Source organism: Zhengella sp. (genome assembly GCF_041397485.1).
Classification (GTDB): Bacteria; Pseudomonadota; Alphaproteobacteria; order Rhizobiales; family Rhizobiaceae; genus Zhengella.
Window position 1 is genome coordinate 191,833 of record NZ_JAWKWO010000005.1, and the last position, 25,436, is coordinate 217,268.

Sequence of the window (25,436 nt, forward strand, 5' to 3'; positions counted from 1 at the left end):
CCATGCAGATCACCTCACCGACCTTCAGGAAGAACGCCCGCGCCGCGCTGGACGACCGCCAGCTTCAGCGCGCGCTGGGCAATGTTCGCTCCGGCTTCATCGAAAAGCGGGCCCAGGCGGCCGCGGGCCTGCCGGAATTCGAGGCACTGCGCGACCAGGCGCGCGACATCAAGAACCATACGCTTGCCCATCTCGACCTGTATCTGGAAACCTACGAGAAGGCCGTGAAGGATGCCGGCGGGCATGTCCACTGGGCGGAAACCGCCGCCGACGCACGCGGCATCGTGCTCGACATCTGCCGGCGGGCCGGTGCGCGCACCGTGACCAAGGGCAAGTCGATGATCACCGAGGAGATCGGGCTCAACGACTTCCTGGAGCATTCCGGCATCGAGCCGGTGGAGACGGATCTGGGCGAATACATCATCCAGCTACGCGGCGAACACCCGAGCCACATCATCGCGCCGGCCGTCCATGTCAACAAGGACCAGGTGGAGGAGGATTTCCGCCGGGTCCACACGCATCTGCCGCCTTCGCGCGACCTGTCGGAGCCGGAAGATCTGCTGGGCGAGGCGCGCCGCGTGCTGCGCTCGCGCTATTTCGAGGCCGATGTCGGCATTACCGGGGCCAATTTCCTGGTCGCCGAAACCGGCTCCTCGATCATCGTCACGAACGAGGGCAATGGCGACCTGACCCAGACACTGGGCAAGGTGCATATCGTCATGGCCTCCATCGAGAAGGTGGTGCCGACGCTGGAGGACGTGTCGCAAATCCTGCGTGTGCTGGCACGCTCGGCGACCGGCCAGGAGATGAGCGTCTACACCACGCTTTCGACCGGGCCGAAACGCGACAAGGACCCGGACGGCCCGGACGAATATCACGTCATCCTGCTCGACAACGGGCGCTCCTCCATGCTCGGCACGGAGTTCCAGGAGATGCTGCGCTGCATCCGCTGCGGCGCCTGCATGAACCATTGCCCGGTCTATCACACCGTCGGCGGGCACGCTTACGGCTGGGTCTATCCGGGGCCGATGGGCGCGGTTCTCACCCCCTCGCTGATCGGCGTGGACAAGGCGGGTCACCTGCCCAACGCTTCCACTTTCTGCGGGCGTTGCGAGGCGGTGTGCCCGATGCGCATTCCCCTGCCCAAGATGATGCGGCACTGGCGCGAACGGGAATTCGAGCGCGGACTGAACCCGTCGACCCAACGTTTCGGGCTGAAGAGCTGGGCCTTTCTCGCCCGCCGGCCCCGCATCTACCGGCTGGCCACCTCGTTCGCCATTCCGTTGCTCTCGGTGTTCGGCGGGGCGAAGCGCCGTTTTTCGTGGCTGCCGCTTGCCGGCGGGTGGACAAGGCATCGCGAGCTGCCCGCGCCGGAATCGCGCACGTTCATGCAGCAATGGGCCCAGCGCGAGGCGCTGAAGCAGGAGGCACGGCCATGAGCGCGCGTGACGCCATTCTCAACCGCATCCGCAAGCATGCGGGCGGCAGCGGCGCGGCGGACGAGCGGATGAAGGCGGTCGCGGACCGGCTGAAGAAGCACCCGCAGGGCGTTGTGCCGGCGCGCGCGCAAATTGCGCCGGCCGAGCGGGTCAAGCTGTTCCTCGCCAAGGCGGAGGGCGTGCAGGCAACGGTGCAGACGGTGAAGTCCGGCGACGACGTGCCCAAGGCCGTTTCAGCCTATCTGCGAGCGCGAAACCTGCCGGCATCGGTGCGCATGGGCGCCGACAAGCGGCTCAAGGCCATGCCCTGGGACAAGCAGCGATCGCTGGAGGTGAAGGCCGGTGCATCGGACGGCGATGACATGACCGGCGTCAGCCACGGCCTGTGCGGGATCGCGGAAACCGGCACCGTCATGCTGACGGCCGGCGCGGACAATCCGACCACGATCAACTTCCTGCCGGAACATCATATCGTGGTGCTCGACGCGGCGGATATCGACGGTACCATGGAGGAAGCCTTCGCCCGGTTGCGCAAGGCCTCCCGGCGCAAGGGCATGCCCCGCGCGGTCAACCTGGTGACCGGGCCGTCGCGGTCCGGCGACGTGGAACAGAAGATCATCCTCGGCGCGCATGGGCCGAAGGCGTTGCATGTCATCGTCGTCGGCAAGGCAACGTGAGTGCTGACCGAGGTATTGCGCTGGGCGAGGCGGCCAGCCCGCCCGGCATGCGTCTTTATGCCATCGGCGACGTGCATGGCCGTCTTGACCTGCTGAGCGCGCTCCACGGCAAAATCGGGGCGGAAATCGCGCGCGACCGGCCCGCTGACTGGCGGATCATCCATGTCGGGGACTATATCGACCGCGGCCCCTGCTCGCGTGGCGTGCTCGATTTCCTGACCGGAAAGTCGTCAGCGGACGAGCGAAACATCGCGCTGGCGGGCAATCACGATCTCGGCCTCTTGTGGTTTCTCGCCAAGCCTCGCGCCAACACCCTGTTCACCCGCCATGGCGGCGTCCAGACCGCGCTTTCCTACGGCGTGACGGCGGATTTCAGCAGCAATGAGGCAGCGCGCGATACGGCGTGCCGGCTTGACGCGGCCATTCCCGAATCCCACACGCGTTTCCTGACCGGGCTCGCCCGGTCGGTTTCCTTCGGGGATTTCTTTTTCTGCCATGCCGGCATCCGTCCCGGACTGGCGCTGGACCGGCAGGATCCCGAGGATCTGATCTGGATACGCGACGACTTCCTTGGCTGGGCCGGGCTGCACCCCAAGGTGATCGTGCATGGCCATACCCCGGTTGCCGCCCCGGACCTCAGGCCGAATCACGTCAATATCGACACCGGAGCCTATTCCTCCGGCATTCTCTCGGCCCTCGTGATCGAGGGCCGGCTCACACGCATCTTGCAGGAAACAGGCGGATCGACGGCCGCATGAAAGGCACAGGGCCCTCCATCCGCGCCTGAACGCGAATCACAAGCGGGCGGGCTCAATTGCCCAGCGCGACGATTCCGTAGCCGTCATGGGTGGCGGATTTTCCGGCGGCGGCATCGGTGGCATAGAAACCGATGCTCCACATGGCTGCAGCGGTCAGCAGGAAGACAGAAAGAAGTGTTGCTTTCACGGGATTCATCTCTGTTTGCTTTCCGTACTACCTGCGCCAGTTTTGGTTACCATTCCGTTGCCAGACAACGGGAAAGGCATTTCATCTGTTCCATTCTGATCGACAAGGCCACCCTGCCCCGACGGCGGTTTCCCTAAGTCATTAACGGATCGATTACCAGCCGTCTGTGACAGACTGCACACGGAAAAGCGGATTTGTTGCAACGCAGCAACGCAAGTGCCGCCGCATCCGGTGCCTCCGGCGCCATGATGTGCCGCATTGACAGGCGCAGGGCCCGCGGTCCTATCTGGTGCGAAGGACCCCATGCCGGAGTGCAACCATGGACTTTCCCGTCGACCTGCCTGTCCTGCTGGCCTTTTCCGCCGCTTCCCTGGCATTGCTCGTCATTCCCGGCCCGACCATCATCATGGTGGTGGCGCAGGCACTGGCGCATGGCCGTCGCGTGGCGCTGGCCAGCGTTGCCGGCGTGGCCCTTGGCGACCTCCTTGCCGCCAGCCTTTCGCTCGTCGGCGTCGGAACCATACTGGCGGCATCCGCCACGGCCTTCACCGTGATCAAGTGGGTGGGAGCGGCCTATCTCGTCTGGATCGGCGTGAAGATGTGGCGCGCGCCGGTGGCGCCCGTGCTGTCGGGGCTGGCGGCGGGCGAACCGGTGGCCGGCATCCGCCGCTGGCCGGTTTTCCGCGATGCCTTTCTCGTGACCCTGTTCAACCCGAAGGGTATCGTGTTCTTCATGGCCTTCGTGCCGCAATTCATCGTGCCAGGGCGGGATTTCGTACCGCAGGCGGCGGTGTTCGTCGCGGTGTTCACAGTTCTGGGCATGGTGAACGCCGCCGCCTACGCACTGCTGGCCGGCACAGCGCGCCAGGCCATCCGGCGTCCGGCCCTGCTCAGGGCAGCCACGCGTACCGGCGCCGGTTTCCTGATTTCCGCAGGGCTTGCCTCGCTGATGGTCAAGCGGGCGGCCTGACCGATGACCCTGCCAAACCGCGTGAACCCGTTCGGCGGCCTGTTTGCGGATCCGGCGCGCGGTACGTTCACGGGCAATCGCGGTGTCATTCACGATCCTGAGACCCGAACGCCGACCGGACGGCGATGGTCGAGAAAGGCGTGGATCTGCTGTGCGCTCACCTACCAGGACCGCAAGCGCGATGTCTGGGGCCGGAACGGTCCCGGCGGGTCCGCGGGCTGGACGGAACTGTTCTTCGCCGACGAGGTGACAGCGCTGGCGGCCGGCCACAGGCCCTGCTTCCTGTGCCGGCGGGGCGCGGCAACCGCTTTCGCCTCGGCCTTTGCCCAGGGGATGAACGCGCCAGCCATGTCCGCGGCCGGCATGGACGCCGTTCTCCACGGCCAGCGGCGGCTTTCGACGCGTGCCGATGCACAGCGCCTCTCCCCGATCGACCTGCCCGGCCTGCCGGACGGCACCATGGTGGAGGCGGACGGCCGGGCCTTCGCGCTGCGCGGCCGCCGGGCGCTTGCATGGCATGCGGATGCCTATGGCCCGCCAATGGCGCTCTCGGACCTGATGCGTTTCCCGGTCACGCTCATCACGCCGAAGGCGACGGTGACGGCCTTGCGCAACGGCTACCGGCCGGCCTGGCGCGCAGACAGCACCGCTTGACCCCGGCCGCCTCCTCGGTCATCCATCTGCCATGCGCGCCAATTACAAGCTTCCCCGCCTGTTCCTCGACACCGCCCTGGCCGGCGGCATCGTGGTCGATGCCGATTCGCAGCAATCGAACTACCTGCTGAACGTGCTGCGGCTGGCCGACGGCGCGGAACTGCTGGTGTTCAACGGGCGCGACGGCGAGTGGCTGGCCCATGTCACGCGGGCTGGCAAGAAGCGCGCGCAGATCACGCTGGCGGCGCAGACGCGGCCGCAACCGGAGCCGTGCGATCTCGTCTATTGCTTTGCACCGCTGAAGGCCGGGCGGCTCGACTACATGGTGCAGAAGGCCGTGGAAATGGGCGCGGGCGTGCTGCAACCGGTGATCACCCAGCATACGCAGGTGCACAAGCCCGGTCTGGAGCGCATGCGGGCCAATGCGGTGGAAGCGGCCGAGCAATGCGGCATCCTTTCCATTGCGCAGGTGCTGGAACCGGTGAAACTGGACCGGCTGCTTGCCACCTGGGAGGGGGGGCGCCGTCTCGTCTTCTGCGACGAGGCCGCGCAGGGCAACAATCCCATGCCCATTCTTCAGAACCTGGCCGAGCCCCGGTTCGGCCTTCTCATCGGACCCGAGGGCGGGTTTTCGGAGGAAGAGCGGCGGCAATTGCATGCGCTCGACTTCGTGACCGCCATTCCGCTGGGTCCGCGTATCCTGCGCGCCGACACGGCCGCCGTTGCGGCAATGGCCGTGCTGCAGGCGGCGCGCGGCGACTGGACATGACCGCTTCAATATCTGTTGACGTGGCGTTCAGGACTTTTCGCTTGATCAGCCCTGCCCTTCTCGTCCATTGATGCGCCTCGACGACGCGGCGCGCCCGCGCCCGTGTGCGAATTGAGAAGGACGGCGTTGCATGGCGCGGGACACGACTGACGAAAGGCCGCTTGACGGTTTTGCCGACATGGTCGGCTGGATGGAAGCCGGCTGCAAGCCGCCGGAAGACTGGCGCATCGGCACCGAGCACGAGAAATTCCCCTTCTACGTGGACGGCAACCGGCCGGTCCCCTATGGCGGCGACAATGGAATCCGCGCCATCCTGGAGGGTATGCGCGAAAAGCTGGGCTGGGAACCGATCATCGACGCCGGCCATATCATCGGGCTCGTCGAACCAACGGGCCAGGGCGCAATCAGCCTGGAACCGGGCGGGCAGTTCGAACTGTCGGGCGCGCCACTGGAGACCATCCATCAGACATGCCGGGAGGGCAATGCCCATCTGGCGCAGGTGCGCGAAATCGCCGAGCCGCTCGGCATCCGCTTCCTCGGCATGGGCGCAAGCCCGAAATGGACGCTGGCGGAGACGCCGCGCATGCCGAAGTCGCGCTATGACATCATGACAGGCTACATGCCCAAGGTCGGCAGTCAGGGCCTCGACATGATGTACCGGACCTGCACGATCCAGGTGAACCTGGATTTCGACAGCGAAACCGACATGCGCCGCAAGATGCAGGTCTCGATGAAGCTGCAGCCGCTGGCCACGGTCCTCTTCGCCTCCTCGCCGTTTACCGAGGGCGCGCCGAACGGCCTGCAAAGCTGGCGCGGCGACATCTGGCGCGACGTCGACAACCAGCGCTCCGGCCTGCTGCCCTTCGTCTTTTCCAGCGATTTCGGCTTTGCCGACTATGCCGAATGGGCGCTCGACGTGCCGATGTATTTCATTATCCGCGACGGGCGCTATCACGATGCAACGGACGTGACATTCCGCCAGTTCATGGATGGCGCCCTGAAGGGCCGGATCACGAACCCGATACCGACCATGGGCGACTGGACCAACCATCTGTCGACCCTGTTTCCGGATGTCCGGCTGAAACGCTTCCTCGAAATGCGCGGCGCGGATGGCGGACCCTGGCGGCGCATTTGCGCGCTGCCGGCCTTCTGGGTCGGGTTGCTCTATGATGGCGAGGCGCTCGACGCTGCGGAAGCCCTCGTCAAGGACTGGACGGTGGCGGAAACGCAGGCGCTGCGCGACAGCGCACCGACCAGCGGGCTGGACAGCGGGATCGCCGGACGCAGCCTGCACATGATCGCCCGCGACGTGCTGGAAATCTCGCGGCTCGGCCTCAAGAACCGCAACCGGCTGAACGTCGACGGTTTCGACGAGGCGCATTTCCTGGCCCCGCTCGAGGAAATCGTGGCGCGCGGGACGACCGACGCGCAGGAAATGCTGGCCGCCTGGCATACGCGCTGGGACCATTCGGTCGAGCCCCTGTTCACCGAATACGCCTACTGAGCGTCACCGCGGCCTGTTCCTGCAACCATCTTCCCGTTTGTTCGCGGCGCGCAAACGGGCTAGCCTTGTCTGACGATTCAAACGGCAAGGAGGAATTGCCATGGCCCCGTTGCTCGACATGATGCTCAACATGCAGAACGGCGAGGCCGTGCAGCAGATGGCGCGCCAGTTCCAGTTGTCCCAGGAGCAGACTGCCAAGGCAATGGAAGCGCTGATGCCCGCCTTCTCCGAAGGGCTCAAGCGCAATGCCTCCGATCCGTTCGGCGTCGCCAACTTCCTCAATGCACTGGCGACAGGCCAGCATGCGCGCTACTGGGAAGACATGCAGGCCGCCTTCCAGCCGCAGGGTGTGCACAACGGCAACGGCATTCTCGGCCATCTGTTCGGCTCGCCCGAGGTCAGCCGGGCCATCGCGAAACAGGCCGAGGCGGCCACCGGGATCGGCCAGGAAATCTACAAGCAGATGCTTCCCGTCCTCGCCAACCTGATCATGGGAGGGCTCTACCGGCAGACCACCGGCCAGGCGGCGCCGCAGGCCGGTTTCGGCGCAGGCGGTTTCGGCTCAGGCGCCAACCCAATCGGCGATGTCATCGCGGAAATGATGCGACAGGGCACCGACATGTGGACGCGCGGCCAGCAGCAGCACCGCACGCCGCGCGCGGAGCCGCAAAACCCGTTCGACAATCCCTTCGGCAAGATGCTGGAGACCATGATGGGCGGCGGCCAGAAACAGCCGCAGGCCGAACGCCCGCAAAATCCGATGACCGACAATCCGTTCGGCCGCATTTTCGAGGATTTCCTGCGCAGCGCGCAAGGCGGCGGCATGGGCGGCCAGACCGGGGGCGGCCAAACCGGGGGCGGCCGGCAACCGGCCGGGGACAGCGGTTCCGCCGACAAGGCGCAGAATCCGTATGACACGATTTTCGGCGAGATGTTCGAAAGTGGCCGGCGCGCCCGCGACGAATACCAGCGCAATGTCGAAAGCATTTTCGACCAGTTCCTGAAGGGCATGGACCGCCCGCGCTGACAGCCTGCGGCAAATCCTGGAAAAAGACCCGGCCGCGGGGGGACGGCCGGGTCAGGTGCGCGGGCCTTGCCGGAGGGGATCCGGCCTGCGGTCATGGGAGTTGCGCAGCGCCCGCGGGATTTGCCATTGGGTCTCAGTGAACCTGGCGCGCAGCCATTTCGGCCAGATAGAGGCGTTCGTCTCGCAGCGCGGAAAGGCGGCGCGTCGGATCCTCGTTCCAGCGGCTGCCGCCGGCCTCGAACAGGTCGCCACGGGTTATGCCGATGTCAGCCAGTTCGCGATCGGTCAGGCCGGACAGTTCGGCCAGACGGATGCGGTTGCGCCAATTTCGGGCCAGCGCCGCCACGGCCGCACCGGCGCGCGTGGCAACGCCTGCGAGGGCGGCCAGGCGGGTGGAAGCATGGGCAGTGTGTTGCAGCGCAGTCATCTCTTCGACTCCTCTCGGTAAATCCGGCAATCCGGCCAACGGCAAGACGTGGCGCGAAGCGGGATGCTCGCGGCATGTGTGTCGACCGGTCAGTCCGGAATGTCAGCATCATGCGTCACGGCAATTGATTAGTCGAACGAATGTTTCTAATCTTATCCTTCAGAATTGTTGATGGGAACATGCCATGGCCGCCGCACTCGATCTGGACCAGCTCCGTACCTTTCTCGCCATTGCCGAAACCGGGTCCTTCACCGAGGCATCACAGATCGTCCACCGCACGCAATCGGCGGTCTCGATGCAGATGCGCAAGCTGGAAGAGCGCGTCGGCAAACCGCTTTTCGAGAAGGACGGGCGCATGAACCGCCTTACCGAGGACGGCGAACGGCTGACGGCCTATGCGCGCCGGCTTGTGCAACTCAACAACGAGACGCTGGCCGCCTTTGATGACAACCAGTTGGCCGGCCATGTGCAGATCGGCGTGCCGGACGACTATGCGGAGCGGTTTCTGCCGGAGATCGTCGGGCGTTTCACCCGGTCGAACCCCAAGGTGGAACTCACCGTGCTTTGCGAACCGACCTACGGGCTGATCGAGCATGTGCGGCGCGGGCATCTGGACATTGCGCTCATCTCGCAGACCGAGGGCGATGGCAGCATGGAAATCGTGCGCCGGGAGCCCTTGCTCTGGGTGACGAGCGCCGCCCATGCCACGCATGAGGAACCGGTCCTGCCGCTGGCTGCGGGGCGGCCATCCTGCAAATGGCGGCAGCGGGCGGTGGAAGTGCTGGACGCCATGGGCCGGGACCATCGTTTCATCTTCAACAGCTGGTCGGCCACGGTCATCGCGGCGGCCGTGCTTTCCGGCCAGGCGGTTTCGCTGCTGCCCGAATGTGCGCTGCGGCCGGGCATGCGGGTGCTGGGCGAGAGCGACGGGTTCCTGTCGCTGGGCGAGACGGGCATTGCCATCCTGCGCGGGCGCACCCGCCATCCGGCGCTGGTGGATGCGCTGGCCAGGCATATCGGCGAAAGCCTCGACAACCTGTCGGTGCCCGGCGCGCTGGGGCTTGGCCAGCCGGACATGCAGGCTGCCAATGGCGGCCTTCGCGTGCCGCGCCTGCGGCCCGGCCACATGCTGGCAGGCTGGTAGGCCGGGTTGACTCCTCGCCAGCCCGAAAGCCCAATGCGCCCATGACAGACGAATCACCTTCCAATGCGGCCGAGTTCACCGTCTCGGAGATTTCCGGCGCCCTGAAACGCGTGGTCGAGGACGCCTTCGGCCATGTGCGCCTTCGCGGCGAAGTGTCGGGCTATCGCGGGCCGCATGCCTCCGGCCATGCCTATTTCGCGCTCAAGGACGACCGCGCGCGGATCGAGGCGGTGATCTGGCGTGGCAGTTTCCAGCGGCTGCGTTTCAAGCCCGAGGAAGGCATGGAGGTCATCGCCACCGGGAAGCTGACCACCTATCCGGGCTCTTCGAAATACCAGATCGTCATCGAGAACCTGGAGCCGGCGGGCGCCGGTGCGCTGATGGCACTGCTGGAAGAGCGCAAGCGCAAGCTGGCAGGCGAAGGCCTGTTCGACGCGGCCCGCAAGCAGGCATTGCCATCGCTGCCGCGCGTCATCGGCGTCGTGACCTCACCCACGGGCGCGGTGATCCGCGACATCATCCACCGCATCACCGACCGTTATCCCCTGCATGTCATCGTCTGGCCGGTGCGGGTGCAGGGCGATACCTGCGGGCAGGACGTGGCGCGCGCCATCGACGGCTTCAACGCGCTTGTGCCCGGCGGTGCGATTCCCCGGCCTGACGTCATCATCGTTGCGCGCGGCGGCGGAAGCCTTGAGGATCTGTGGGGCTTCAACGACGAAATCGTTGTGCGCGCGGCGGCGGCTTCGCACATTCCGCTGATTTCGGCTGTCGGGCACGAAACCGACTGGACGCTGATCGACCTGGCCGCCGACATGCGCGCGCCGACGCCGACGGGTGCCGCCGAAATGGCCGTTCCGGTGAAGGCGGATCTGGAGGCTGCGCTCGCCAACCTGTCGGCGCGGCTGTCAGGCGCATTGCGCCGCGCGATGGACCGCAAGCGCGAAGCCGTGCGGGCGGCGGCGCGCGCCCTGCCCCAAGCCGACCAGTTGCTGGCCATGCCGCGGCGGCGGTTCGACGAGGCCGCACTCAACCTGACGCGCATGCTGCGCGTGAACGTGGAGCGAAAGCGGGCGAAATCCGAGGCCGCATCCGCGCGCCTGCGGCCGGGCCTGCTGGAAACACGCGTCGCGCAGGCGCGGCGTGACCAGACCCGCCTGGAGGCAGCGCTGCCGCGGCTTGCCGCACGCATGCTGGAGCAGCGGTCGGAGCGGTTGAGCCAGGCCGGACGGCTGCTCAAGTCCTTCTCCTACCAGGGAACGCTGGAGCGCGGTTTCGCGCTTGTGCGCGATGCGGAAGGAAGACCGGTTTCGCGTGCCGCCGCCATCCGCTCCGGCGATGCGCTGGCGATCGAGTTCTTCGACGGCCAGATCCGGGCTGGCGCCCTGGGGCCGGTCGGCGGCGACAAGGAGCGGCCGCGCAAGCGCAAGGAAACGCCGGTGATACCGCCAGCCAAGCGCCAGGGTGAACTGTTCTGAGCGCAGCCAAACCGGCGGCTACGCCTTCAGCACATCAGGATCATGAAAAACGGGGATGGTACGGTTGGGTGGATTCGAACCACCGACCTTTGGAGCCACAATCCAACGCTCTAACCAACTGAGCTACAACCGCCCTTGCCGGAAGCCGGCGGAGCGTCAATACGCATATTTGCTTCGGGTTTCAAGCACAAATCCGGCGCTTCGGCCATGCCGGCCACGAAAAAAGGCCGGACGCGCAGTCCGGCCTTTTCGCGTGCCGCCGGCCGGGAGGATGGCGGGCGGCATTCCCAGCGGCCGGGAGGAGGATAGCCGCGGGAAAGAGGGTTGGCGCGCCTCAGGCGGCCTTAAAGTCCTTGACGGCCTTTTCGAAGGCGGTCTTGGCCGGCTTGGCCATTTCTTCGGCAGCCTTGGTCGTGGCAGCCTGCATGTCCTTGGCCTGCTCGGTGGCCATTTCGGTCTGCTTGCGCACGAAAGCGGTCTGCATTTCGACGAAGTCGGAGAGCGACTTCACGCCCAGCAGGGCTTCCATGTGGGAGAAGCCGGCCTCGGCATTGGCGCGCATGGCGGCGATGGTCTTGAGCGAAACGGTGTTGACGGCGCCCTTGACGGTTTCCATGGAATCTTCAACCATCTTCTGGGCTTCCTCGGCGTTCGCCTTCATCTTGGCGTAGGCTTCCTGGGTCTGCTCAACGCCCTTTTCGGCGAAGGCGCGAACCTGGTCAGTGGCCTTGGTGGCATCAAAAGCCGGGAATTCGACGGTTTCAGCGGTCTTTGCAGCCTTGGTCATATCATGATCCTCATAATGTTGACCGGCTCTCGCCGGTGTGTGTTGATAGGCTTCAATATAGCGATCTTTTTGTGCATTGCAACATAAATTTTGCACTGCACAATTTCTGGAGGCAGATTAACCACTTGCGGAGTTTGCAGGACCACCGGGCGGGGTGAAACATGGACGGTGCAGGCGCCAGCGATTATTAAGAAAGCGTAAAGCTCCCGCGGATCGGGGAGACATGGAAAGCAGGGCCGCAGACATGGAAACGGGCGTCTACCCCTTCCTCGACATTGCCGTGAACGACGCTGTCCGCATGCGCCTGGCATCGGGCGACGCGCTGGTCGTCCTGTCCAGCGACCTTTCCACGGTGCTATGGGCGAATGGCCACGGGGCGCAGATTTTCGGCTTTCAGGATCTCGAAGAGGCGATCGGACAGGAAACCGGCCTTGCCGTGATCGCGCGGCGGCAGATCCAGGGCCTGCGGGGTTTTCCGCATCTGGCGCGCGAGATGCCGGTGCTGGTCCGCCTGGGGACTGGCACGGGCTCGCGCACGGTGGCATTCCAGGCCAGCAGCATGAGCATGCCGCAGGGCGAGCCGGCCATCCTGCTTGCCATACCGGCCGAAGCGCGCGGGGCCGGCAGAGGCGGGCAGGTGGTCGCGGGGTTCTCCAGCCAGGAAAACCATGCCGCGCTCGTGGACGCGAATGGCGAAGTCCTCGAATGTTCCAGCGATTTTGACCGGCTCGGCATAGCGCCCGGCACGCTGGTGGCGCTGGTCAAGGCGGTGGCCCATGAGGAGGACCGCCTCGTCAAGCGCATGATCGAAAGCCGCCACGGGCCGCTTCCGGCCGGGTTCGCCCGGCTGACGGACGATCCGGCACTGCACCTGCTGCTGGCCGTGGAACCGGGAGCGGAACCCGGCAAGGGCGAAGCGGCCGCGCAGGCAGACGATGGCACTGCCGCGCAAACGGCCCTGCCTGTCTTGGAGACGCATGAGGACGTTCTTCCCGAAACGCCGCGCCGGGACGGCCGGCCGGCCGTGGCGACACCGCGCACGATTGCCGAAATGGTCGGGCTGGCCTTTGGTGGCGCTGCCGCGGACCGTCGCCATGACATGCCCGGCGACCAGGATGCCTTGCACGAAGACATGGCGGCCAATGATGACATGCCGGCAGCCGAAGGCGGCGCGGCAACCGATGGCGACCATTCGGGCGTGCGAAATGAAGCAGCGGACAGGGCAAGCCCCCCGGTTGCCCCGCATGACGACTGGTATTTCGAGCAGGGCGGAACCAGCAAGCCGGAAGAAACCGCCTCACCCGGCGAAGCCCCGGAGGAGCCTGGCGATGCAGGAACGGCAGAGGCATTCGTCGCCGAGACGGAAGCCGCCCAGCCGGTCCGCTTCGTCTGGCGCACGGACGCGCAGGGCTGCTTCACCGCGCTCTCGGACGAGTTCGGTGCTGTTGTCGGTCCATCCGCGTCCGACATCCTGGGCCAGACATTCGAAGCCGTGGCGGCGCGTTTCGGCATCGACCCGGATGGCGACATCGCCGGCCTTCTGTCACGGCGCGACACGTGGTCCGGGCGCTGTGTCCTTTGGCCACTGCAGGGAACGGCCAAGCGCGCACCCGTCGACCTGGCTGCCCTGCCCGTCTACAACCGCGAGCGGGATTTCGAGGGATTTCGCGGCTTCGGCGTGATCCGTCCGGGCGAGGCGGTCGAGGATCCCGGCGCCCTAGGCCTTGTGCTTGCGCAAGGCGAAACGCCCATGGCGGAAATCACCGATACCGGCACGGACGATGCGCAGAATGGGGCGGAAAGCCCGGAGCCGGCGCACCCGGAGCCGGCTTCCGAAGCGCCGGACACATTGCCGGAAATGGAGCATGATCCGTTTCACGGAGAAGCGCCCGCGCTTGCCGTCGACACGAGCCTGAACCGGCGCCTCAACGACAAGATCGTCAGTCTGGAGCAGCATCGCGAGCGGCCGGGCGACCGGCCGGGCAAGCGGCTGTCACGCGCCGATCAGCATGTCTTCGAAACCATTGGCAAGACATTGCGGGAAACATCGCTTCCGCCCGCCGATGCCGATGCAGGCGAAAACGGCGGTCAGCCGGACACGCCCGCGGCAGCCCCTGCCGGGGAGAGCGGCCAGCAACCCGCCTTCGACGCCGGGCGAGACGAAACGGCAGAGCCTGTAGCGCAGGACGCCGATGCCGGCGGCGGTGCCGTGCCAACCGACGGCAGCAACCGGCAGGATGAGGCGCGGCCCGCGCTTCTGCCGGAAACGCCGGCCGGCACCATCCGTCCGGTTCGCCAGGCACCCAGACGGGTCTATGCCGGGGCTTTCGCGGGGGCCGGCGTTTCCGGGGCGATGTATATCGCAGCCGCATCGGACGGAACGAAGGACAGTGCCGGGGAGGACATTGGCGGCCACGCAGAAGACTCCGACATGGATGCAGTGACGGAAACCGCTCCGGAAGACGTGGCGAACGTGGCGGACGTGGCGGACGTGGCGGACGTGGCGGACGTGGCGGACGTGGCGGACGTGGCGAAGACCGTCGAACCGGTTTTCCCGTCTGTCAATGCCTACAGCCTTGCAAGGCCGGGCGTGCAGGCGCCAGACGGCGAGCCCGCCGCGACGTCGGCGGCGGATCATGGAGAGCCCGACCCCACCTTCACCGTGGCAGGGCACCATCCGGCCAATGGAGCGGATGAACCGGCGACCGGGGCCGCAGCAACGCCGCGAGACGCGGCGGCCGGCGATGGCTCCGGCACCGAACCCCTGGCCCGCCGGCTGGCAGCGGGCGACGTCTCGCCTGCCTTCCTGTCGCGCCTGCCGGTTCCGGTGCTCGTGACCGGCGGCGGGCGTCTTGCCTATGCCAATGGCGCCTTCCTGTCCTTCAGCGGGTACGGCTCTCTGGCCGACCTGGAAGCGGCTGGCGGGCTGGAAGCGCTGTTCGGTGAGGCAGGACCGCAGGGGCCTGAAATCCGCCTGGCCGACGATACCGCCGCGCGCGTGCGGACCCACATGCAGAGCATCGGCTGGAATGGCGGCAAGGCCATCATGCTGGCCTTTCTCGATCCCGGCGACGAGGACGACGACAGCACGCAGGATTTGACTGCCGGAGCGGATATGACGGAAGGCGGGCCGATCAATGCCTTCCTTGCGCCCGAGAGCGTGGAGAAGCTGCAAGCCACGGTGCGCCAACTCAACACCATCCTCGACACCGCGACCGACGGCGTCGTGCTGATCGAGAACGATGGCACGATCCGCGCCATGAACCGCTCGGCCCAGGCCCTGTTCGGCTATGACGGCGAGGAGGTAACGGGCGAACCGTTTGGCCGGCTATTTGCCGCCGAGAGCCAGCGCGCCGCGCGCGATTACCTTGCCGGGCTCGCCGGCAACGGGGTTGCCAGCGTGCTCAATGACGGGCGCGAGGTCATCGGGCGCGAAGCCAAGGGCCGTTTCATCCCGCTCTACATGAGCATCGGCAAACTGCCTTCCCACGGCGGCTATTGTGCGGTGATGCGCGACATCACCAACTGGAAGCGGGCCGAGGAGGAACTGACCGAAGCGCGACGGCAGGCCGAAGACGCATCAAGCCAGAAAACACAATTCCTGGCCCGGGTCAGCCACGAGATCCGCACGCCGCTCAATGCCATCATCGGATTTTCGGAACTGATGCTTGGCGAGCGTTTCGGCCCGATCGGCAACCAGCGCTACAAGGACTATCTGCGCGACATCAACCGTTCCGGCAACCACGTGCTGGACCTGGTCAACGACCTGCTCGACATCTCCAAGATCGAGGCCGGACACCAAGAATTGTCCTATGAGGCGGTTCCGCTCAACGATATTCTCGCCGAAGCGGTGGCGATCATGCAGCCGCAGGCCAATCGCGAACGGGTCATCATCCGCTCATCGCTCGTCTCCGGCCTGCCCGACGTGGTCGCCGACAAGCGCTCCATGCGCCAGATCGCGCTCAACCTGCTTTCCAATGCCGTGAAATTCACCCCGCCCGGCGGACAGGTGATCGTTTCCACCGTCCACGAGGCAGGCGGCGAGGTGGTGATGCATGTGCGCGACACGGGCATCGGCATGACAATGTCCGACATCGAGCATGCGATGAAGCCGTTCAAGCAGCTCAACACGATGCGCCGCACACGCGGCGACGGCACCGGCCTCGGCCTGCCGCTGACCAAGGCGCTGGTGGAGGCCAACCGCGCCCGCTTCGCCATCACCTCGACACCGGGCGAGGGCACCATCGTGGAGGTGATCTTCCCGCCGGCACGCGTGCTGGCGGACTGAACCGGATCAATCCACTCCAGTTTAGAAACGTTCCAGTCTTTCAGGGATTTCCTTGACCCCCGGGCGGGGCCAAGGCACTGAAAAACGGCAACCGGCCGACGCGCCGGACCAATGGAAACCCTTCGCGCAGGGCCTTGACCCCTGCAGCCCAGGAGACCGGAATGAACACCATTTTCGCACGGCTGGCCTGCGCCGCCGTCCTTCTTTCCCCCCTCGCCGCCGCCCCCGCGATGGCCGGGGATGTCGTCAACATCTATTCCTACCGCCAGCCGGACCTGATCAGGCCCGTGCTCGATGCCTTCACGAAGGAAACCGGCATCGAGACGCAACTCCTTTTCCTCGACAAGGGCCTTGAAGAGCGCATCGCGGCCGAAGGCCGGAATTCGCCGGCCGACGTGATCCTGACCGTCGACATTTCCCGCCTGACGAAGGCGAAGGAAGCCGGCATCACGCAGCCGGTGAACAATGAAGACATCAATGCCCATATCCCGGCGGAATTCCGCGACCCGGAGGGCAACTGGTTCGGCCTCACCCAGCGCGGCCGCGTCGTCTATGCCTCGAAAGAACGCGTGCCGGAAGACGAACTGGCCTATGCCGACCTGGCCGATCCGAAATACAAGGGCCGCATCTGCATGCGCACCGGCCAGCATGACTACAATATCGGCCTGTTCGCCGCGATGATTGCCCATGAAGGCGCGGAAGCGGCGGAAACGTGGATGAAGGGGCTGCGCGACAACCTCGCCCGCAAGCCGGAAGGCAATGACCGGGCTCAGGCCAAGGCGATCTATTCCGGCGAATGCGACATCGGCCTGGGGAATACCTATTATGTCGGCCTGATGAAGACCAACGAGAAGGAACCGGAGCAGAAGGAATGGGCCGACGCCATGAAGGTCATCTTCCCGACCTTCGAGAACGGCCGCACCCATGTGAACATTTCCGGCATGGCGCTGGCGAAGCACGCGCCCAACAAGGATGCCGCCATCAAGCTGATGGAATTCCTGGCCAGCGAGGAAGCCCAGCAGGTCTATGCCGAGCAGGTGTTCGAATATCCGGTCAAGCCGGGCGTGGAGGCCTCCGACGTGGTCCAGTCGTTCGGCACGCTGAAGGCGGACACGCTGCCGCTCACCGATATCGCCGACCAGCGCAAGGCCGCGTCGGAAATGGTCGACCGGGTGGGACTGGATGACGGCCCGCAAAGCTGACCGGCTCATCGCAGCCTCCGGCATTGAAGGCGGAGCCGGCCACCGGCTTCGCCTTTCGCTGCTTGTCATGTCGGCGTGACCGGGGCAAAAGGCTCATCCCATGCAACCCAGCCAGGCCGTCAATCCCGCCCCCCTGTCCCTTGACCGGCTTCCGCCGGTTCGCAGGCCACGCCATCCCGCCATTCGCGGACTGACAGCGCTTGTCGCGGCACTTGTGCTGCTGCCGGTCATGGTGCTGATCGGCGTGGGCGTGACGGGAAGCGGCGAGGACTGGCCGCATCTTCTGCAAAACGTGCTGCCACGCTCCACCGCCACGACGCTCTGGCTGCTGGCGCTGGTCTCGGCCGGGACCGCCAGCATCGGCGTCACCACGGCCTGGCTGATCGTGGCCTATGATTTCCCCATGCGCCGGGTGCTGGCCTGGGCGCTGGTCCTGCCGGTGGCCGTGCCGCCCTACCTGGCGGCCTATGCGTTCGGCGAGTTCTTCCACTTCACCGGTCCGGTGCAATCGGCCTTGCGGGCCATCTTCGGCTGGCAGAGCCCGCGCGACTACTGGTTTCCCGACATCCGCTCCACCGAGGGCGCAGCGCTGGTTCTCTCGGCCGTCCTCTACCCCTATGTGTACATGACGACGCGCGTCGTGTTCCTGATGCAGGGGCGCAACATCGCCGATGTGGCGCGCACGCTGGGCGCGCGGCCGGGCACGGTGTTCCGCCGCATCCTGCTGCCGGTCGCGCGGCCGGCCATCATCGCCGGCGTGGCGCTGGTGCTGATGGAGACGCTGAACGACATCGGCGCAGTGGAATATCTCGGCGTGCGCACGCTGACCTTCTCGGTCTATTCGACCTGGCTCAACCGGGGAAGCCTGGAGGGCGCGGCACAGATCGCGGCGGTGATGATGGTCATCGTCTTCGCCATCCTGATGACCGAGCAATGGGCGCGGCGCAAGCAGGGTTTCCATGCAGCACGCGCCACCCATATCAAGGCGCGCCCGGCGCGGCTGAAACTGACCGGCTGGCGGGCAGCGGCCGCCTTCCTCGCCGTGCTGCTTCCCATCCTGGCCGGCTTCGGCATACCCATCCAGGTTCTGGGCCGTTTTGCAGTCAGGCGGCTGGACCAGCTTTTCGAACCTGCGCTCCAGAATGCCTTCCTCAGCTCCGTCGCGGTGGCAGCGGCGACCGCCGTGGTCACAGTCGGGCTGGCACTGCTGCTGCTCAATGCCGCACGGCTGGTGCGGCGGCCGGGCGTTCTGGCCATGGCACGCATTTCGACGATCGGTTACGCGCTGCCGGGCACGATCCTCGGGCTCGGACTGCTGTTCGCGCTCGCGCGCATCGACAATACGGTGGATGCGCTGGCGCGCGACTGGTTCGGGTTTTCGACGGGGCTGCTGATCAGCGGCACCGCGGGCGCGGTGATCTATGCCTGCACGATCCGCTTCATGGCGCTTGCCGAAGGCACCATCCGCTCCGGCATGGAAAAGCTGCCGCGCAATATCGACGACGCCGCCCGCTCGCTGGGCTGCTCGCCGGCCCGTTCGGCGCGCATCGTGCTCCTGCCGCTGCTGACCCCGGCGATCATGACCGCGGGCGTGCTCGTCTTCGTCGATACGGTGAAGGAACTGTCGGCCACGATCCTGCTTCGTCCCTTCGGCTTCTCGACGCTGGCCACCCATGTCTACGAGAACGCCTCACGCGGCGTGGTGGAAGACGGCGCCGTTGCCGCCCTGCTCATCATCGTCACCGCACTGGTGCCGGTGATGCTGCTTTCCCGTGCGCTGATGCGAGACGAGGCTTCCTGACCGCACCAAAGAAGAAGGCGCTTTCCGGTGAGGAAAGCGCCTGAGTCATTTCTGCAAGCTGTCAGGGATGCAAAAGGGCTGTTCGTCGGGAACCGATCCGAAGGTTTCAACAATCAGTTAACGCGAGTGTGCCGACAAGAGCTTAACCAAACCTTACCTGCACATTGCGTGTTTTAGCCATGCGACCCGAACCCTGCGCGTGGTAAATTTCGCATTCACGATTTGCTAACCAAGACGGCCGGCGCCTCATACGCGCAGCGCTTCGAGGTCGCGATAGAGGTCGAGCGCCTCCGGGTTGGCAAGCGCCTCCTTGTTCTTGACCTGTCGGCCGTGAACGACATCGCGCACGGCCAGTTCGGTGATCTTGCCGGATTTCGTGCGCGGGATGTCGGCCACCGGCACGATCCTGGCCGGTACGTGCCGGGGGCTGGCGCCGGTGCGGATTTTCGTGCGTATCTTCCTTTCAAGATCGGCATCCAGCGAGACGCCTTCGGCAAGGCGGACGAACAGCACGACACGCACGTCATCCTCCCAATCCTGGCCGATGCACAGCGCCTCGATCACCTCGTCAAGCTGTTCGACCTGGTTGTAGATCTCGGCCGTGCCGATGCGCACGCCGCCCGGGTTGAGCGTGGCATCCGACCGGCCGTGAATGATCATGCCGCCGTGTTCGGTCCATTCGGCGAAATCGCCATGGCACCAGACATTGTCGAACCGTTCGAAATAGGCGCCATGATATTTCATGCCATCGGGATCATTCCAGAAGCCGATGGGCATGGACGGAAAGGCCCTGGTGCAGACGAGTTCGCCCTTTTCCTGGCGCACGGGCTCGCCATCGTCGTTCCAGACATCGGTGGCCATGCCAAGGCCGGGGCCCTGGATCTCGCCGGACCAGACCGGCTTGCCGGGAACGGCAATCACGAAACAGGAGACGATGTCCGTTCCGCCGGACACCGAAGCCAGGTGAACGTCGGACTTGATGCCGTCATAGACGAATTCGAAGCCTTCGGGCGACAACGGCGACCCGGTGGAGGATATGACGCGCACACAAGAGAGGTCATGGGTCTCGATGGGGCGCAGGCCGGACTTGCGCACGGCGTCGATGAACTTGGCGGATGTGCCGAAGAAGGTCATCTTCTCGTCGCGGGCATAATCGAAGATGACATTGCCATCGGGATGGAAGGGCGAGCCATCGTAAAGCAGGAGCGTCGCGCCGGTTGCCAGGCCCGAAACCAGCCAGTTCCACATCATCCAGCCGCAGGTGGTGAAATAGAAGAAGCGGTCGTTCTCGCCGATGCCGGAATGCAGGCGGTGCTCCTTGGCATGCTGGAGCAGCGTGCCGCCGGCGCCGTGGACAATGCATTTGGGAATGCCCGTCGTACCGGAGGAATAGAGAATGTAAAGCGGATGGTTGAACTCCAGCCGCGTGAAGGCCGGTTCGCCCGCCTGCCAGGGTGCGATGAAGTCATCGAGCGTCGTCGCGCCCTCGATCCCGGCGGCGACCGATGCCGCATCGCCGAGATAATCCAGCACGAGGCAGGTTTGCGCCGGCAGTTTCGAAAAGACATTGGCCAGTTTTTCGCCGGTTTCCTGGCGCTTGCCGTTGTACCAGTAGCCATCGACACCGACGAAGAGAACGGGATCGATCTGGCCGAAGCGGTCGAGGACGCCCTGTTCCCCGAAATCGGGCGAGCAGGACGACCAGATGGCGCCCAGGGATGTGGTGGCCAGCATGCAGGCCACGGTTTCGGGCATGTTCGGCACCATGGCGGCAATGCGGTCGCCCGGCTTGACGCCAAGCGCCCGGAACCCCTGCTGCAGGCGCGAGACAAGGGCGCGCAGGGCATTCCATGACATGCGACGCTCGACCTTGTCCTCTCCGCGGAAGACAAGCGCATCCCCCTCGCCCGACTTCCACAGCAGGTTTTCCGCGAAATTCAGGCGGGCATCGGGGAAGAAACGGGCGCCCGGCATGCGGTCGCCGTCGACGAGAATACGGTCGCCCTTTTCGCCGATGATGCCGCAATGATCCCAGATCAGGCTCCAGAACGCCTCGCGCTCGTTGATCGACCAGGCATGAAGGTCGTCGTAGCCTTCAAAGGCCCGGCCTGCCCGCTCGCCGGCAGCAGCCGTGAAGGCGGTCATGGGATGGGCGGCCACACGCTCGGGCGAGGGTGTCCACAGTGGGGTGTCCTGGGTCATGCTATCCTCCCTTTCGATGGCTGCGTGTGTTGCCGATGCGCACGGATTTCGCAAGAGCGTATAAACACCTTCGCAAACACCGCACGCAACCGGAAAGCGGCAGATGCCTGTGGTAAACGGATCGGGCGCCGGCCAAGCTGCTTGAAATGGCCACCGCGTCGTTTACAGGTTGGGCTTGCCTCGGGAAGGAGATACAGGACGCGCATGTCGGCACCGGTCATTCGAAGGCTGTTCCTCTCCGGCCTGCTGCTGGGCATCCTGGCGGTGGCGATCTTCCTGTCCCTGCCCTTTCTCGCCTCCACGTCCATCATCCGCGGCCGGATCACCGCGGAGCTGAGCAACTGGACCGGGTATCGCGTCGAGCTGACCGCGGCACCGGAAATCTCGCTTTTTCCCAATGTCGAGGTGAAGCTGTCGGGTGTGCAGCTGAAACCCTGGGGCAGCCCGGAGCGGACCGTGGCGCGGGCCGAGGAGGTGCGCGTGGCGCTCTCGGCCCTCGACGCGGTATCCGGCCGCATCCGTTTCACGCGCATCGACATCGTGCGCCCCGTGATCAACCTGCCGGATGCGACATCGCTGCCTGCCGCTCCCTCAAGCGGGCGTTTCGTCACGGCGCTGCGCCTTGCGAGATCGGCCATCGACGTGGACGGCGAAGCCCCCGATCTCGGATCGGTGCCGGACGAACCGCTGGGAACCGTCAGCCTGGTTGACGGACGCGCCGTCTACACGCGCGACAACAAGGAGTTTCCGGTTGTCACAAGCGTCAATGCCACGATCGCATGGCCGCGCCTGGCTGCCAGCCTCTCGGCCACAGGATCGCTGATCTGGAACGGCGAACAGGCCGATCTGCGCGTCTCGGCACGCCAGCCCCTGCTGCTGATGGCCGGGGGAGAAACGCCGCTTTCCTTCGAGATGACCTCAAAGCCGCTTTCCTTTTCCTATGATGGCATCGTTACGCGGCGTCCAAACCTGTTCGTCGATGGCGCGGCATCGCTGTCCACACCCTCGCTTTCGCGGGCACTCGAATGGTCGCGGCTGACCGCGGCGCAGGGCCTGTTGCCAGGCCGGATCGCCGCCAGCGGACGCCTGACTGGCGGTCCGGACCGGCTGAAACTGGAAGAGGCAGACCTGTCCTTCGGCGACAGTTCGGGCAGCGGCGTGCTGGAATTCGGCCTGCCGGGACCTGTGCCGATGATTTCCGGCACATTGCATTTTCCCGCCATGGACCTGGCGACGATCCTGAACGCCTTTCCCGATGTGCTGCCGGGCGATACGCCGGCCAACGCGCTGACGGAAGTCCCCGCCAGCCGGATCAATCTCGACCTCCGGCTGTCGGCCGACAATGCGACGTTCCAGGATGTCCTGCTGAGCGAAGTGGCGGCCACGGTCCAGGTGAAGGACGACCTGTCGGTCTTCGACATTTCGGATGCGCGGGCCTTCGGCGGCTCCGTCCAGGCAGGATTGCGGATCAACAGGTCGGGTGAAGGCAAGACAAGCGAGTTGCGGGTGCTCGCCACCGAAGTGGACGGCAGCCTGATCGGCGAAGCCATTCCGCTTGCCAGCGGCGTTCCGGATGCGACGTCGACGGTATCGCTGATTTTGAAAGGCCCCGGCGCCACGTGGACAGACCTGATCGAGAACTCGACCGGATCGCTTTCGGCGCAAATGACGGCAGGGGCGATCCCGGAGGTCGATCTCGACCTGTTCGTCAACCGGCTGCGGTCGTCCGGCTTCTTCAGCCTGTCGGAGGCTGCCGGCAGGCCGCTGGCCTTCCAGACGGCGGAGGTCGAACTGGCTATCGAGCAGGGTGTCGCACGCATCCAGAAAGCGACGCTGACGACGCCGGTGCGCCAGGTCCGGCTGGTCGGGCTGATCCCGCTGGCCGGACGCAGCCTCGCCATTGCCGGCACGGTGACGCCACTTGGCGAAAACCCGGCAGACGGCGACGCGCTTTCCTTCTTTGCCGGGGGATCGTGGAACGCGCCGCTGATCTCGCCGGTGCTGGCACCGAACCTGACCCCGCAATGACGGGGTGGCGCGGCAGCGGCCATGGCCGGCGCGATTCTCTTTATTGGCGAATCAGTCTAGTTTCATCCGGATGACCGCAAGAGGGTGCGGGGTGGCGGCGTGTTCAAATTCCTGCTCGGACTGTTCAAGATCCTGGTGATATCGCTGATCACCGGAGCAGGACTGTCCGCGTTCAACCTGACCGCCGGCGACATCCTGCAACAGATGGGCCTGACGCCGGACAGGGTGCTCGGCCTGCTTCAACAGGGCGCGGAATGGGCCATTCCCAATATCGTGCTCGGCTCCATGGTGATCGTGCCGGTCTGGCTCGTCGTCTTTCTTCTGCGTCCGCCGCGAAGCTGACGCCCCGGCCGGGCGTCAGGCATTGGCAAAGGCCGCCTGTTCGTCGCGCCGGCGCTGCAGATCCCTGCGCTTGTTGACAATGGACGCGATGATGACGCCGGTGGCCACGAAGCCGATCAGCACGGTGCAGACGGCATTGATTTCGGGCGTCACGCCAAGGCGTACCTGGCTGTAGATCTTCATCGGAAGCGTCGTGGCACCGGGGCCGGAGGTGAAGGACGCGATCACCAGATCGTCCAGCGAGAGCGTGAAGGCCAGCATCCAGCCGGAAATCACGGCAGGCATGATGTTGGGCAAGGTGACCTGGAAGAAGGTGGTCACCGGGGGTGCGCCGAGATCCATGGCCGCCTCTTCAAGCGAGCGGTCGAAGCTGACGAGACGCGACTGGACGACCACGGCCACGAAACACATGGAAAAGGTGACATGGGCGAGCGTGACCGTCATGAAACCACGGTCGAACCCGATGGCGACGAAGAGCAGCAGCAGCGACAGGCCGGTAATGACCTCCGGCATGACCAGCGGTGCGTAGACCATGCCTGAAAACAGAATCCGGCCACGAAAGCGCGTATAGCGGTCCAGCGCAAGCGCCGCCAGCGTGCCAAGCACGGTGGCGATGGTGGCAGACAGAAGGCCGACACGCAGGGTGACCCAGGCCGCGTTCATCAGGCCTTCATTGCGCAGCATCTCGCCATACCATTTCGTCGAGAAACCGGCCCAGACCGTCACCAGCCGGGACTCGTTGAAGGAATAGATGACCAGCAGGACGATCGGCAGGTAGAGAAAGGCGAAGCCGAAGACGACGGACGCGATGTTGAAGCGGGACCAGGTCGTGTTCATGTCACTTGCCCGCCTCTTGCGCCCGCGCCTGCGCGTTCTGGAACATGACGATGGGAACCACCAGCAGCAACAGCAGGATGATGGCCACCGCCGAGGCCAGCGGCCAATCGCGATTGTTGAAGAATTCGGACCACAGCGTCTTGCCGATCATCAGCGTGCGCGAACCGCCCAGCAGGTCCGGGATGACGAATTCGCCGACGGCGGGAATGAAGACCAGCAGGCAGCCGGCCAGGATGCCGGGAATGGCGAGCGGCAGCGTGATCTTCCAGAACGCCGTGACCGGCGGACAGCCCAGATCCTGCGCCGCCTCGATCAGCGAATAGTCCATCTTCTCCAGCGTCGAATAGATGGGCAGCACCATGAACGGGAGATAGGAATAGACAATGCCGATGAAGATGGCGGTGTGGGTGTTGAGGATTTGCAGCGGTTCAGAGATCACGCCCAGGGCCATCAGAAACTGGTTGAGCAGGCCTTCCGGCTTGAGGATGCCGATCCAGGCGTAGACACGGATCAGGAAGGAGGTCCAGAAGGGCAGGATGACGAGCATCAGCAGCGTGGGGCGCAGGCCCTGCGGCGCCCGGGCCATGCCATAGGCCAGCGGAAAGCCGATCAGCAGCGTCAGCACCGTGGAAATGGCGGCGATGATGACGCTGGACAGGTAGGCCTTCACATAAAGCGCGTCCTCGGTGATCCACAGGTAGTTGTCGATGGTGAACCGGCGCGCGCTTTCCAGCCAGGTGCCGAGCCCTTCGAACACGGGTGTGTAGGGCGGCATGGCAATGGCCGAGGTCGACAGGGATATCTTGAAGACGATCAGGAAGGGGATGAGGAAGAAGAACAGCAACCAGGCATAGGGCACCAGGATGACCAGGCGGCTGGCAAGGGCGGAAATCAGCTTCTGCATGGCCGCCGCCC

21 protein-coding genes and 1 tRNA gene are annotated in these 25,436 nt (G+C 65.4%); 15 read left to right on the forward strand and 7 right to left on the reverse strand.

Annotated features, from left to right (window positions below; genetic code table 11):
• Nucleotides 1-2 precede the first annotated feature (2 nt).
• Genes R3D65_RS15810 through R3D65_RS15820 form a run of 3 tightly spaced genes read left to right on the forward strand, consistent with a single transcriptional unit; the run spans nt 3 to nt 2,874 of the window.
• Nucleotides 3-1,439: a LutB/LldF family L-lactate oxidation iron-sulfur protein gene (locus tag R3D65_RS15810; RefSeq protein ID WP_371276223.1), complete on the forward strand. Its 1,437-nt coding sequence runs from the start codon at nt 3-5 to the stop codon at nt 1,437-1,439.
• On the forward strand, nt 1,436-2,116 hold the full coding sequence (locus tag R3D65_RS15815; protein WP_371276224.1) for a lactate utilization protein C: 681 nt from the start codon (nt 1,436-1,438) through the stop codon (nt 2,114-2,116). Before R3D65_RS15810 ends, R3D65_RS15815 begins: the two co-directional genes overlap by 4 nt.
• Nucleotides 2,113-2,874, forward strand: a complete 762-nt coding sequence (locus R3D65_RS15820; protein ID WP_371276225.1) for a metallophosphoesterase — start codon at nt 2,113-2,115, stop codon at nt 2,872-2,874. The genes R3D65_RS15815 and R3D65_RS15820 overlap by 4 nt, the downstream gene beginning before the upstream one ends.
• Before the next feature lie 52 nt (nt 2,875-2,926).
• Here the strand turns inward: R3D65_RS15820 and R3D65_RS15825 are convergent, their stop codons facing one another.
• Entirely contained in the window at nt 2,927-3,061 is a 135-nt protein-coding gene (locus R3D65_RS15825) for a hypothetical protein (protein WP_371276226.1), read from the reverse strand.
• Nucleotides 3,062-3,380: 319 nt separating this feature from the next.
• On the opposite strand from R3D65_RS15825, the gene R3D65_RS15830 reads away from it, so the two are divergent.
• The 5 genes from R3D65_RS15830 (at nt 3,381) to R3D65_RS15850 (ending at nt 7,985) form a co-directional block, all read left to right on the forward strand.
• Nucleotides 3,381-4,031 (forward strand): LysE family translocator, encoded by a 651-nt coding sequence (locus tag R3D65_RS15830; RefSeq protein ID WP_371276227.1) that lies wholly within the window; start codon nt 3,381-3,383, stop codon nt 4,029-4,031.
• A gap of 3 nt (nt 4,032-4,034) precedes the next feature.
• Complete coding sequence (locus R3D65_RS15835; RefSeq protein WP_371276228.1) at nt 4,035-4,685, forward strand: hypothetical protein; 651 nt, start codon at nt 4,035-4,037, stop codon at nt 4,683-4,685.
• 31 nt (nt 4,686-4,716) lie between these two features.
• On the forward strand, nt 4,717-5,454 hold the full coding sequence (locus R3D65_RS15840) for a 16S rRNA (uracil(1498)-N(3))-methyltransferase (protein ID WP_371276229.1): 738 nt from the start codon (nt 4,717-4,719) through the stop codon (nt 5,452-5,454).
• A 130-nt stretch (nt 5,455-5,584) separates the two neighbouring features.
• The gene (locus R3D65_RS15845) at nt 5,585-6,958 is read left to right on the forward strand and encodes a glutamate--cysteine ligase (RefSeq protein WP_371276230.1); all 1,374 of its coding nucleotides are present in this window, start codon (nt 5,585-5,587) and stop codon (nt 6,956-6,958) included.
• 100 nt (nt 6,959-7,058) lie between these two features.
• Nucleotides 7,059-7,985: a DUF937 domain-containing protein gene (locus R3D65_RS15850; protein WP_371276231.1), complete on the forward strand. Its 927-nt coding sequence runs from the start codon at nt 7,059-7,061 to the stop codon at nt 7,983-7,985.
• A gap of 133 nt (nt 7,986-8,118) precedes the next feature.
• On the opposite strand, the gene R3D65_RS15855 is transcribed toward R3D65_RS15850, so the two are convergent.
• Nucleotides 8,119-8,412, reverse strand: coding sequence for a DUF1127 domain-containing protein (locus R3D65_RS15855; RefSeq protein ID WP_371276232.1), 294 nt, complete (start codon nt 8,410-8,412; stop codon nt 8,119-8,121).
• A gap of 184 nt (nt 8,413-8,596) precedes the next feature.
• Between R3D65_RS15855 and R3D65_RS15860 the strand changes: the two genes are divergently transcribed.
• On the forward strand, nt 8,597-9,556 hold the full coding sequence (locus R3D65_RS15860) for a LysR family transcriptional regulator (protein ID WP_371276233.1): 960 nt from the start codon (nt 8,597-8,599) through the stop codon (nt 9,554-9,556).
• A gap of 41 nt (nt 9,557-9,597) precedes the next feature.
• Nucleotides 9,598-11,034, forward strand: coding sequence for an exodeoxyribonuclease VII large subunit (gene xseA / locus R3D65_RS15865; protein ID WP_371276234.1), 1,437 nt, complete (start codon nt 9,598-9,600; stop codon nt 11,032-11,034).
• A gap of 56 nt (nt 11,035-11,090) precedes the next feature.
• Here xseA and R3D65_RS15870 read toward each other — a convergent pair.
• A tRNA-His gene (locus R3D65_RS15870) sits at nt 11,091-11,167 on the reverse strand.
• Between the two features lie 201 nt (nt 11,168-11,368).
• Entirely contained in the window at nt 11,369-11,821 is a 453-nt protein-coding gene (locus R3D65_RS15875) for a phasin (RefSeq protein WP_371276235.1), read from the reverse strand.
• A 223-nt stretch (nt 11,822-12,044) separates the two neighbouring features.
• On the opposite strand from R3D65_RS15875, the gene R3D65_RS15880 reads away from it, so the two are divergent.
• The 3 genes from R3D65_RS15880 to R3D65_RS15890 all read left to right on the forward strand — a co-directional run bounded on the left by R3D65_RS15880 (nt 12,045) and on the right by R3D65_RS15890 (nt 19,112).
• On the forward strand, nt 12,045-16,109 hold the full coding sequence (locus tag R3D65_RS15880) for an ATP-binding protein (RefSeq protein ID WP_371276236.1): 4,065 nt from the start codon (nt 12,045-12,047) through the stop codon (nt 16,107-16,109).
• Between the two features lie 161 nt (nt 16,110-16,270).
• Nucleotides 16,271-17,311: a Fe(3+) ABC transporter substrate-binding protein gene (locus R3D65_RS15885; RefSeq protein ID WP_371276237.1), complete on the forward strand. Its 1,041-nt coding sequence runs from the start codon at nt 16,271-16,273 to the stop codon at nt 17,309-17,311.
• A 100-nt stretch (nt 17,312-17,411) separates the two neighbouring features.
• Nucleotides 17,412-19,112, forward strand: coding sequence for an ABC transporter permease (locus tag R3D65_RS15890; RefSeq protein ID WP_371276238.1), 1,701 nt, complete (start codon nt 17,412-17,414; stop codon nt 19,110-19,112).
• Between the two features lie 246 nt (nt 19,113-19,358).
• Here R3D65_RS15890 and R3D65_RS15895 read toward each other — a convergent pair whose 3' ends face one another.
• On the reverse strand, nt 19,359-21,314 hold the full coding sequence (locus R3D65_RS15895; protein ID WP_371276239.1) for an acetoacetate--CoA ligase: 1,956 nt from the start codon (nt 21,312-21,314) through the stop codon (nt 19,359-19,361).
• Nucleotides 21,315-21,518: 204 nt separating this feature from the next.
• Between R3D65_RS15895 and R3D65_RS15900 the strand changes: the two genes are divergently transcribed.
• Nucleotides 21,519-23,342, forward strand: a complete 1,824-nt coding sequence (locus R3D65_RS15900; protein ID WP_371276240.1) for an AsmA-like C-terminal region-containing protein — start codon at nt 21,519-21,521, stop codon at nt 23,340-23,342.
• 99 nt (nt 23,343-23,441) lie between these two features.
• On the forward strand, nt 23,442-23,684 hold the full coding sequence (locus R3D65_RS15905) for a DUF6460 domain-containing protein (RefSeq protein WP_371276241.1): 243 nt from the start codon (nt 23,442-23,444) through the stop codon (nt 23,682-23,684).
• Nucleotides 23,685-23,699: 15 nt separating this feature from the next.
• Here R3D65_RS15905 and R3D65_RS15910 read toward each other — a convergent pair whose 3' ends face one another.
• Both R3D65_RS15910 and R3D65_RS15915 read right to left on the reverse strand, forming a co-directional pair.
• Nucleotides 23,700-24,521 carry an ABC transporter permease gene (locus R3D65_RS15910; protein WP_371276242.1) on the reverse strand — a complete coding sequence of 274 codons (822 nt, stop codon included), beginning with the start codon at nt 24,519-24,521 and terminating at the stop codon, nt 23,700-23,702.
• 1 nt (nt 24,522) lies between these two features.
• A complete protein-coding gene (locus R3D65_RS15915; protein ID WP_371276243.1) occupies nt 24,523-25,425 on the reverse strand; it encodes an ABC transporter permease subunit in 903 nt (300 codons plus the stop codon).
• Between the last annotated feature and the right edge of the window lie 11 nt (nt 25,426-25,436).

Bases quoted from the DNA above. Each gene is read 5' to 3' on its own strand.
- R3D65_RS15810 (WP_371276223.1), top strand. From the start codon at position 3: ATGCAGATCACCTCACCGACCTTCAGGAAGAACGCCCGCGCCGCGCTG.
- R3D65_RS15815 (WP_371276224.1), top strand. From the start codon at position 1,436: ATGAGCGCGCGTGACGCCATTCTCAACCGCATCCGCAAGCATGCGGGC.
- R3D65_RS15830 (WP_371276227.1), top strand. From the start codon at position 3,381: ATGGACTTTCCCGTCGACCTGCCTGTCCTGCTGGCCTTTTCCGCCGCT.
- R3D65_RS15835 (WP_371276228.1), top strand. From the start codon at position 4,035: ATGACCCTGCCAAACCGCGTGAACCCGTTCGGCGGCCTGTTTGCGGAT.
- R3D65_RS15840 (WP_371276229.1), top strand. From the start codon at position 4,717: ATGCGCGCCAATTACAAGCTTCCCCGCCTGTTCCTCGACACCGCCCTG.
- R3D65_RS15845 (WP_371276230.1), top strand. From the start codon at position 5,585: ATGGCGCGGGACACGACTGACGAAAGGCCGCTTGACGGTTTTGCCGAC.
- R3D65_RS15850 (WP_371276231.1), top strand. From the start codon at position 7,059: ATGGCCCCGTTGCTCGACATGATGCTCAACATGCAGAACGGCGAGGCC.
- R3D65_RS15855 (WP_371276232.1), bottom strand. From the start codon at position 8,412: ATGACTGCGCTGCAACACACTGCCCATGCTTCCACCCGCCTGGCCGCC.
- R3D65_RS15860 (WP_371276233.1), top strand. From the start codon at position 8,597: ATGGCCGCCGCACTCGATCTGGACCAGCTCCGTACCTTTCTCGCCATT.
- xseA (WP_371276234.1), top strand. From the start codon at position 9,598: ATGACAGACGAATCACCTTCCAATGCGGCCGAGTTCACCGTCTCGGAG.
- R3D65_RS15875 (WP_371276235.1), bottom strand. From the start codon at position 11,821: ATGACCAAGGCTGCAAAGACCGCTGAAACCGTCGAATTCCCGGCTTTT.
- R3D65_RS15880 (WP_371276236.1), top strand. From the start codon at position 12,045: ATGGAAAGCAGGGCCGCAGACATGGAAACGGGCGTCTACCCCTTCCTC.
- R3D65_RS15885 (WP_371276237.1), top strand. From the start codon at position 16,271: ATGAACACCATTTTCGCACGGCTGGCCTGCGCCGCCGTCCTTCTTTCC.
- R3D65_RS15890 (WP_371276238.1), top strand. From the start codon at position 17,412: ATGCAACCCAGCCAGGCCGTCAATCCCGCCCCCCTGTCCCTTGACCGG.
- R3D65_RS15895 (WP_371276239.1), bottom strand. From the start codon at position 21,314: ATGACCCAGGACACCCCACTGTGGACACCCTCGCCCGAGCGTGTGGCC.
- R3D65_RS15900 (WP_371276240.1), top strand. From the start codon at position 21,519: ATGTCGGCACCGGTCATTCGAAGGCTGTTCCTCTCCGGCCTGCTGCTG.
- R3D65_RS15910 (WP_371276242.1), bottom strand. From the start codon at position 24,521: ATGAACACGACCTGGTCCCGCTTCAACATCGCGTCCGTCGTCTTCGGC.
- R3D65_RS15915 (WP_371276243.1), bottom strand. From the start codon at position 25,425: ATGCAGAAGCTGATTTCCGCCCTTGCCAGCCGCCTGGTCATCCTGGTG.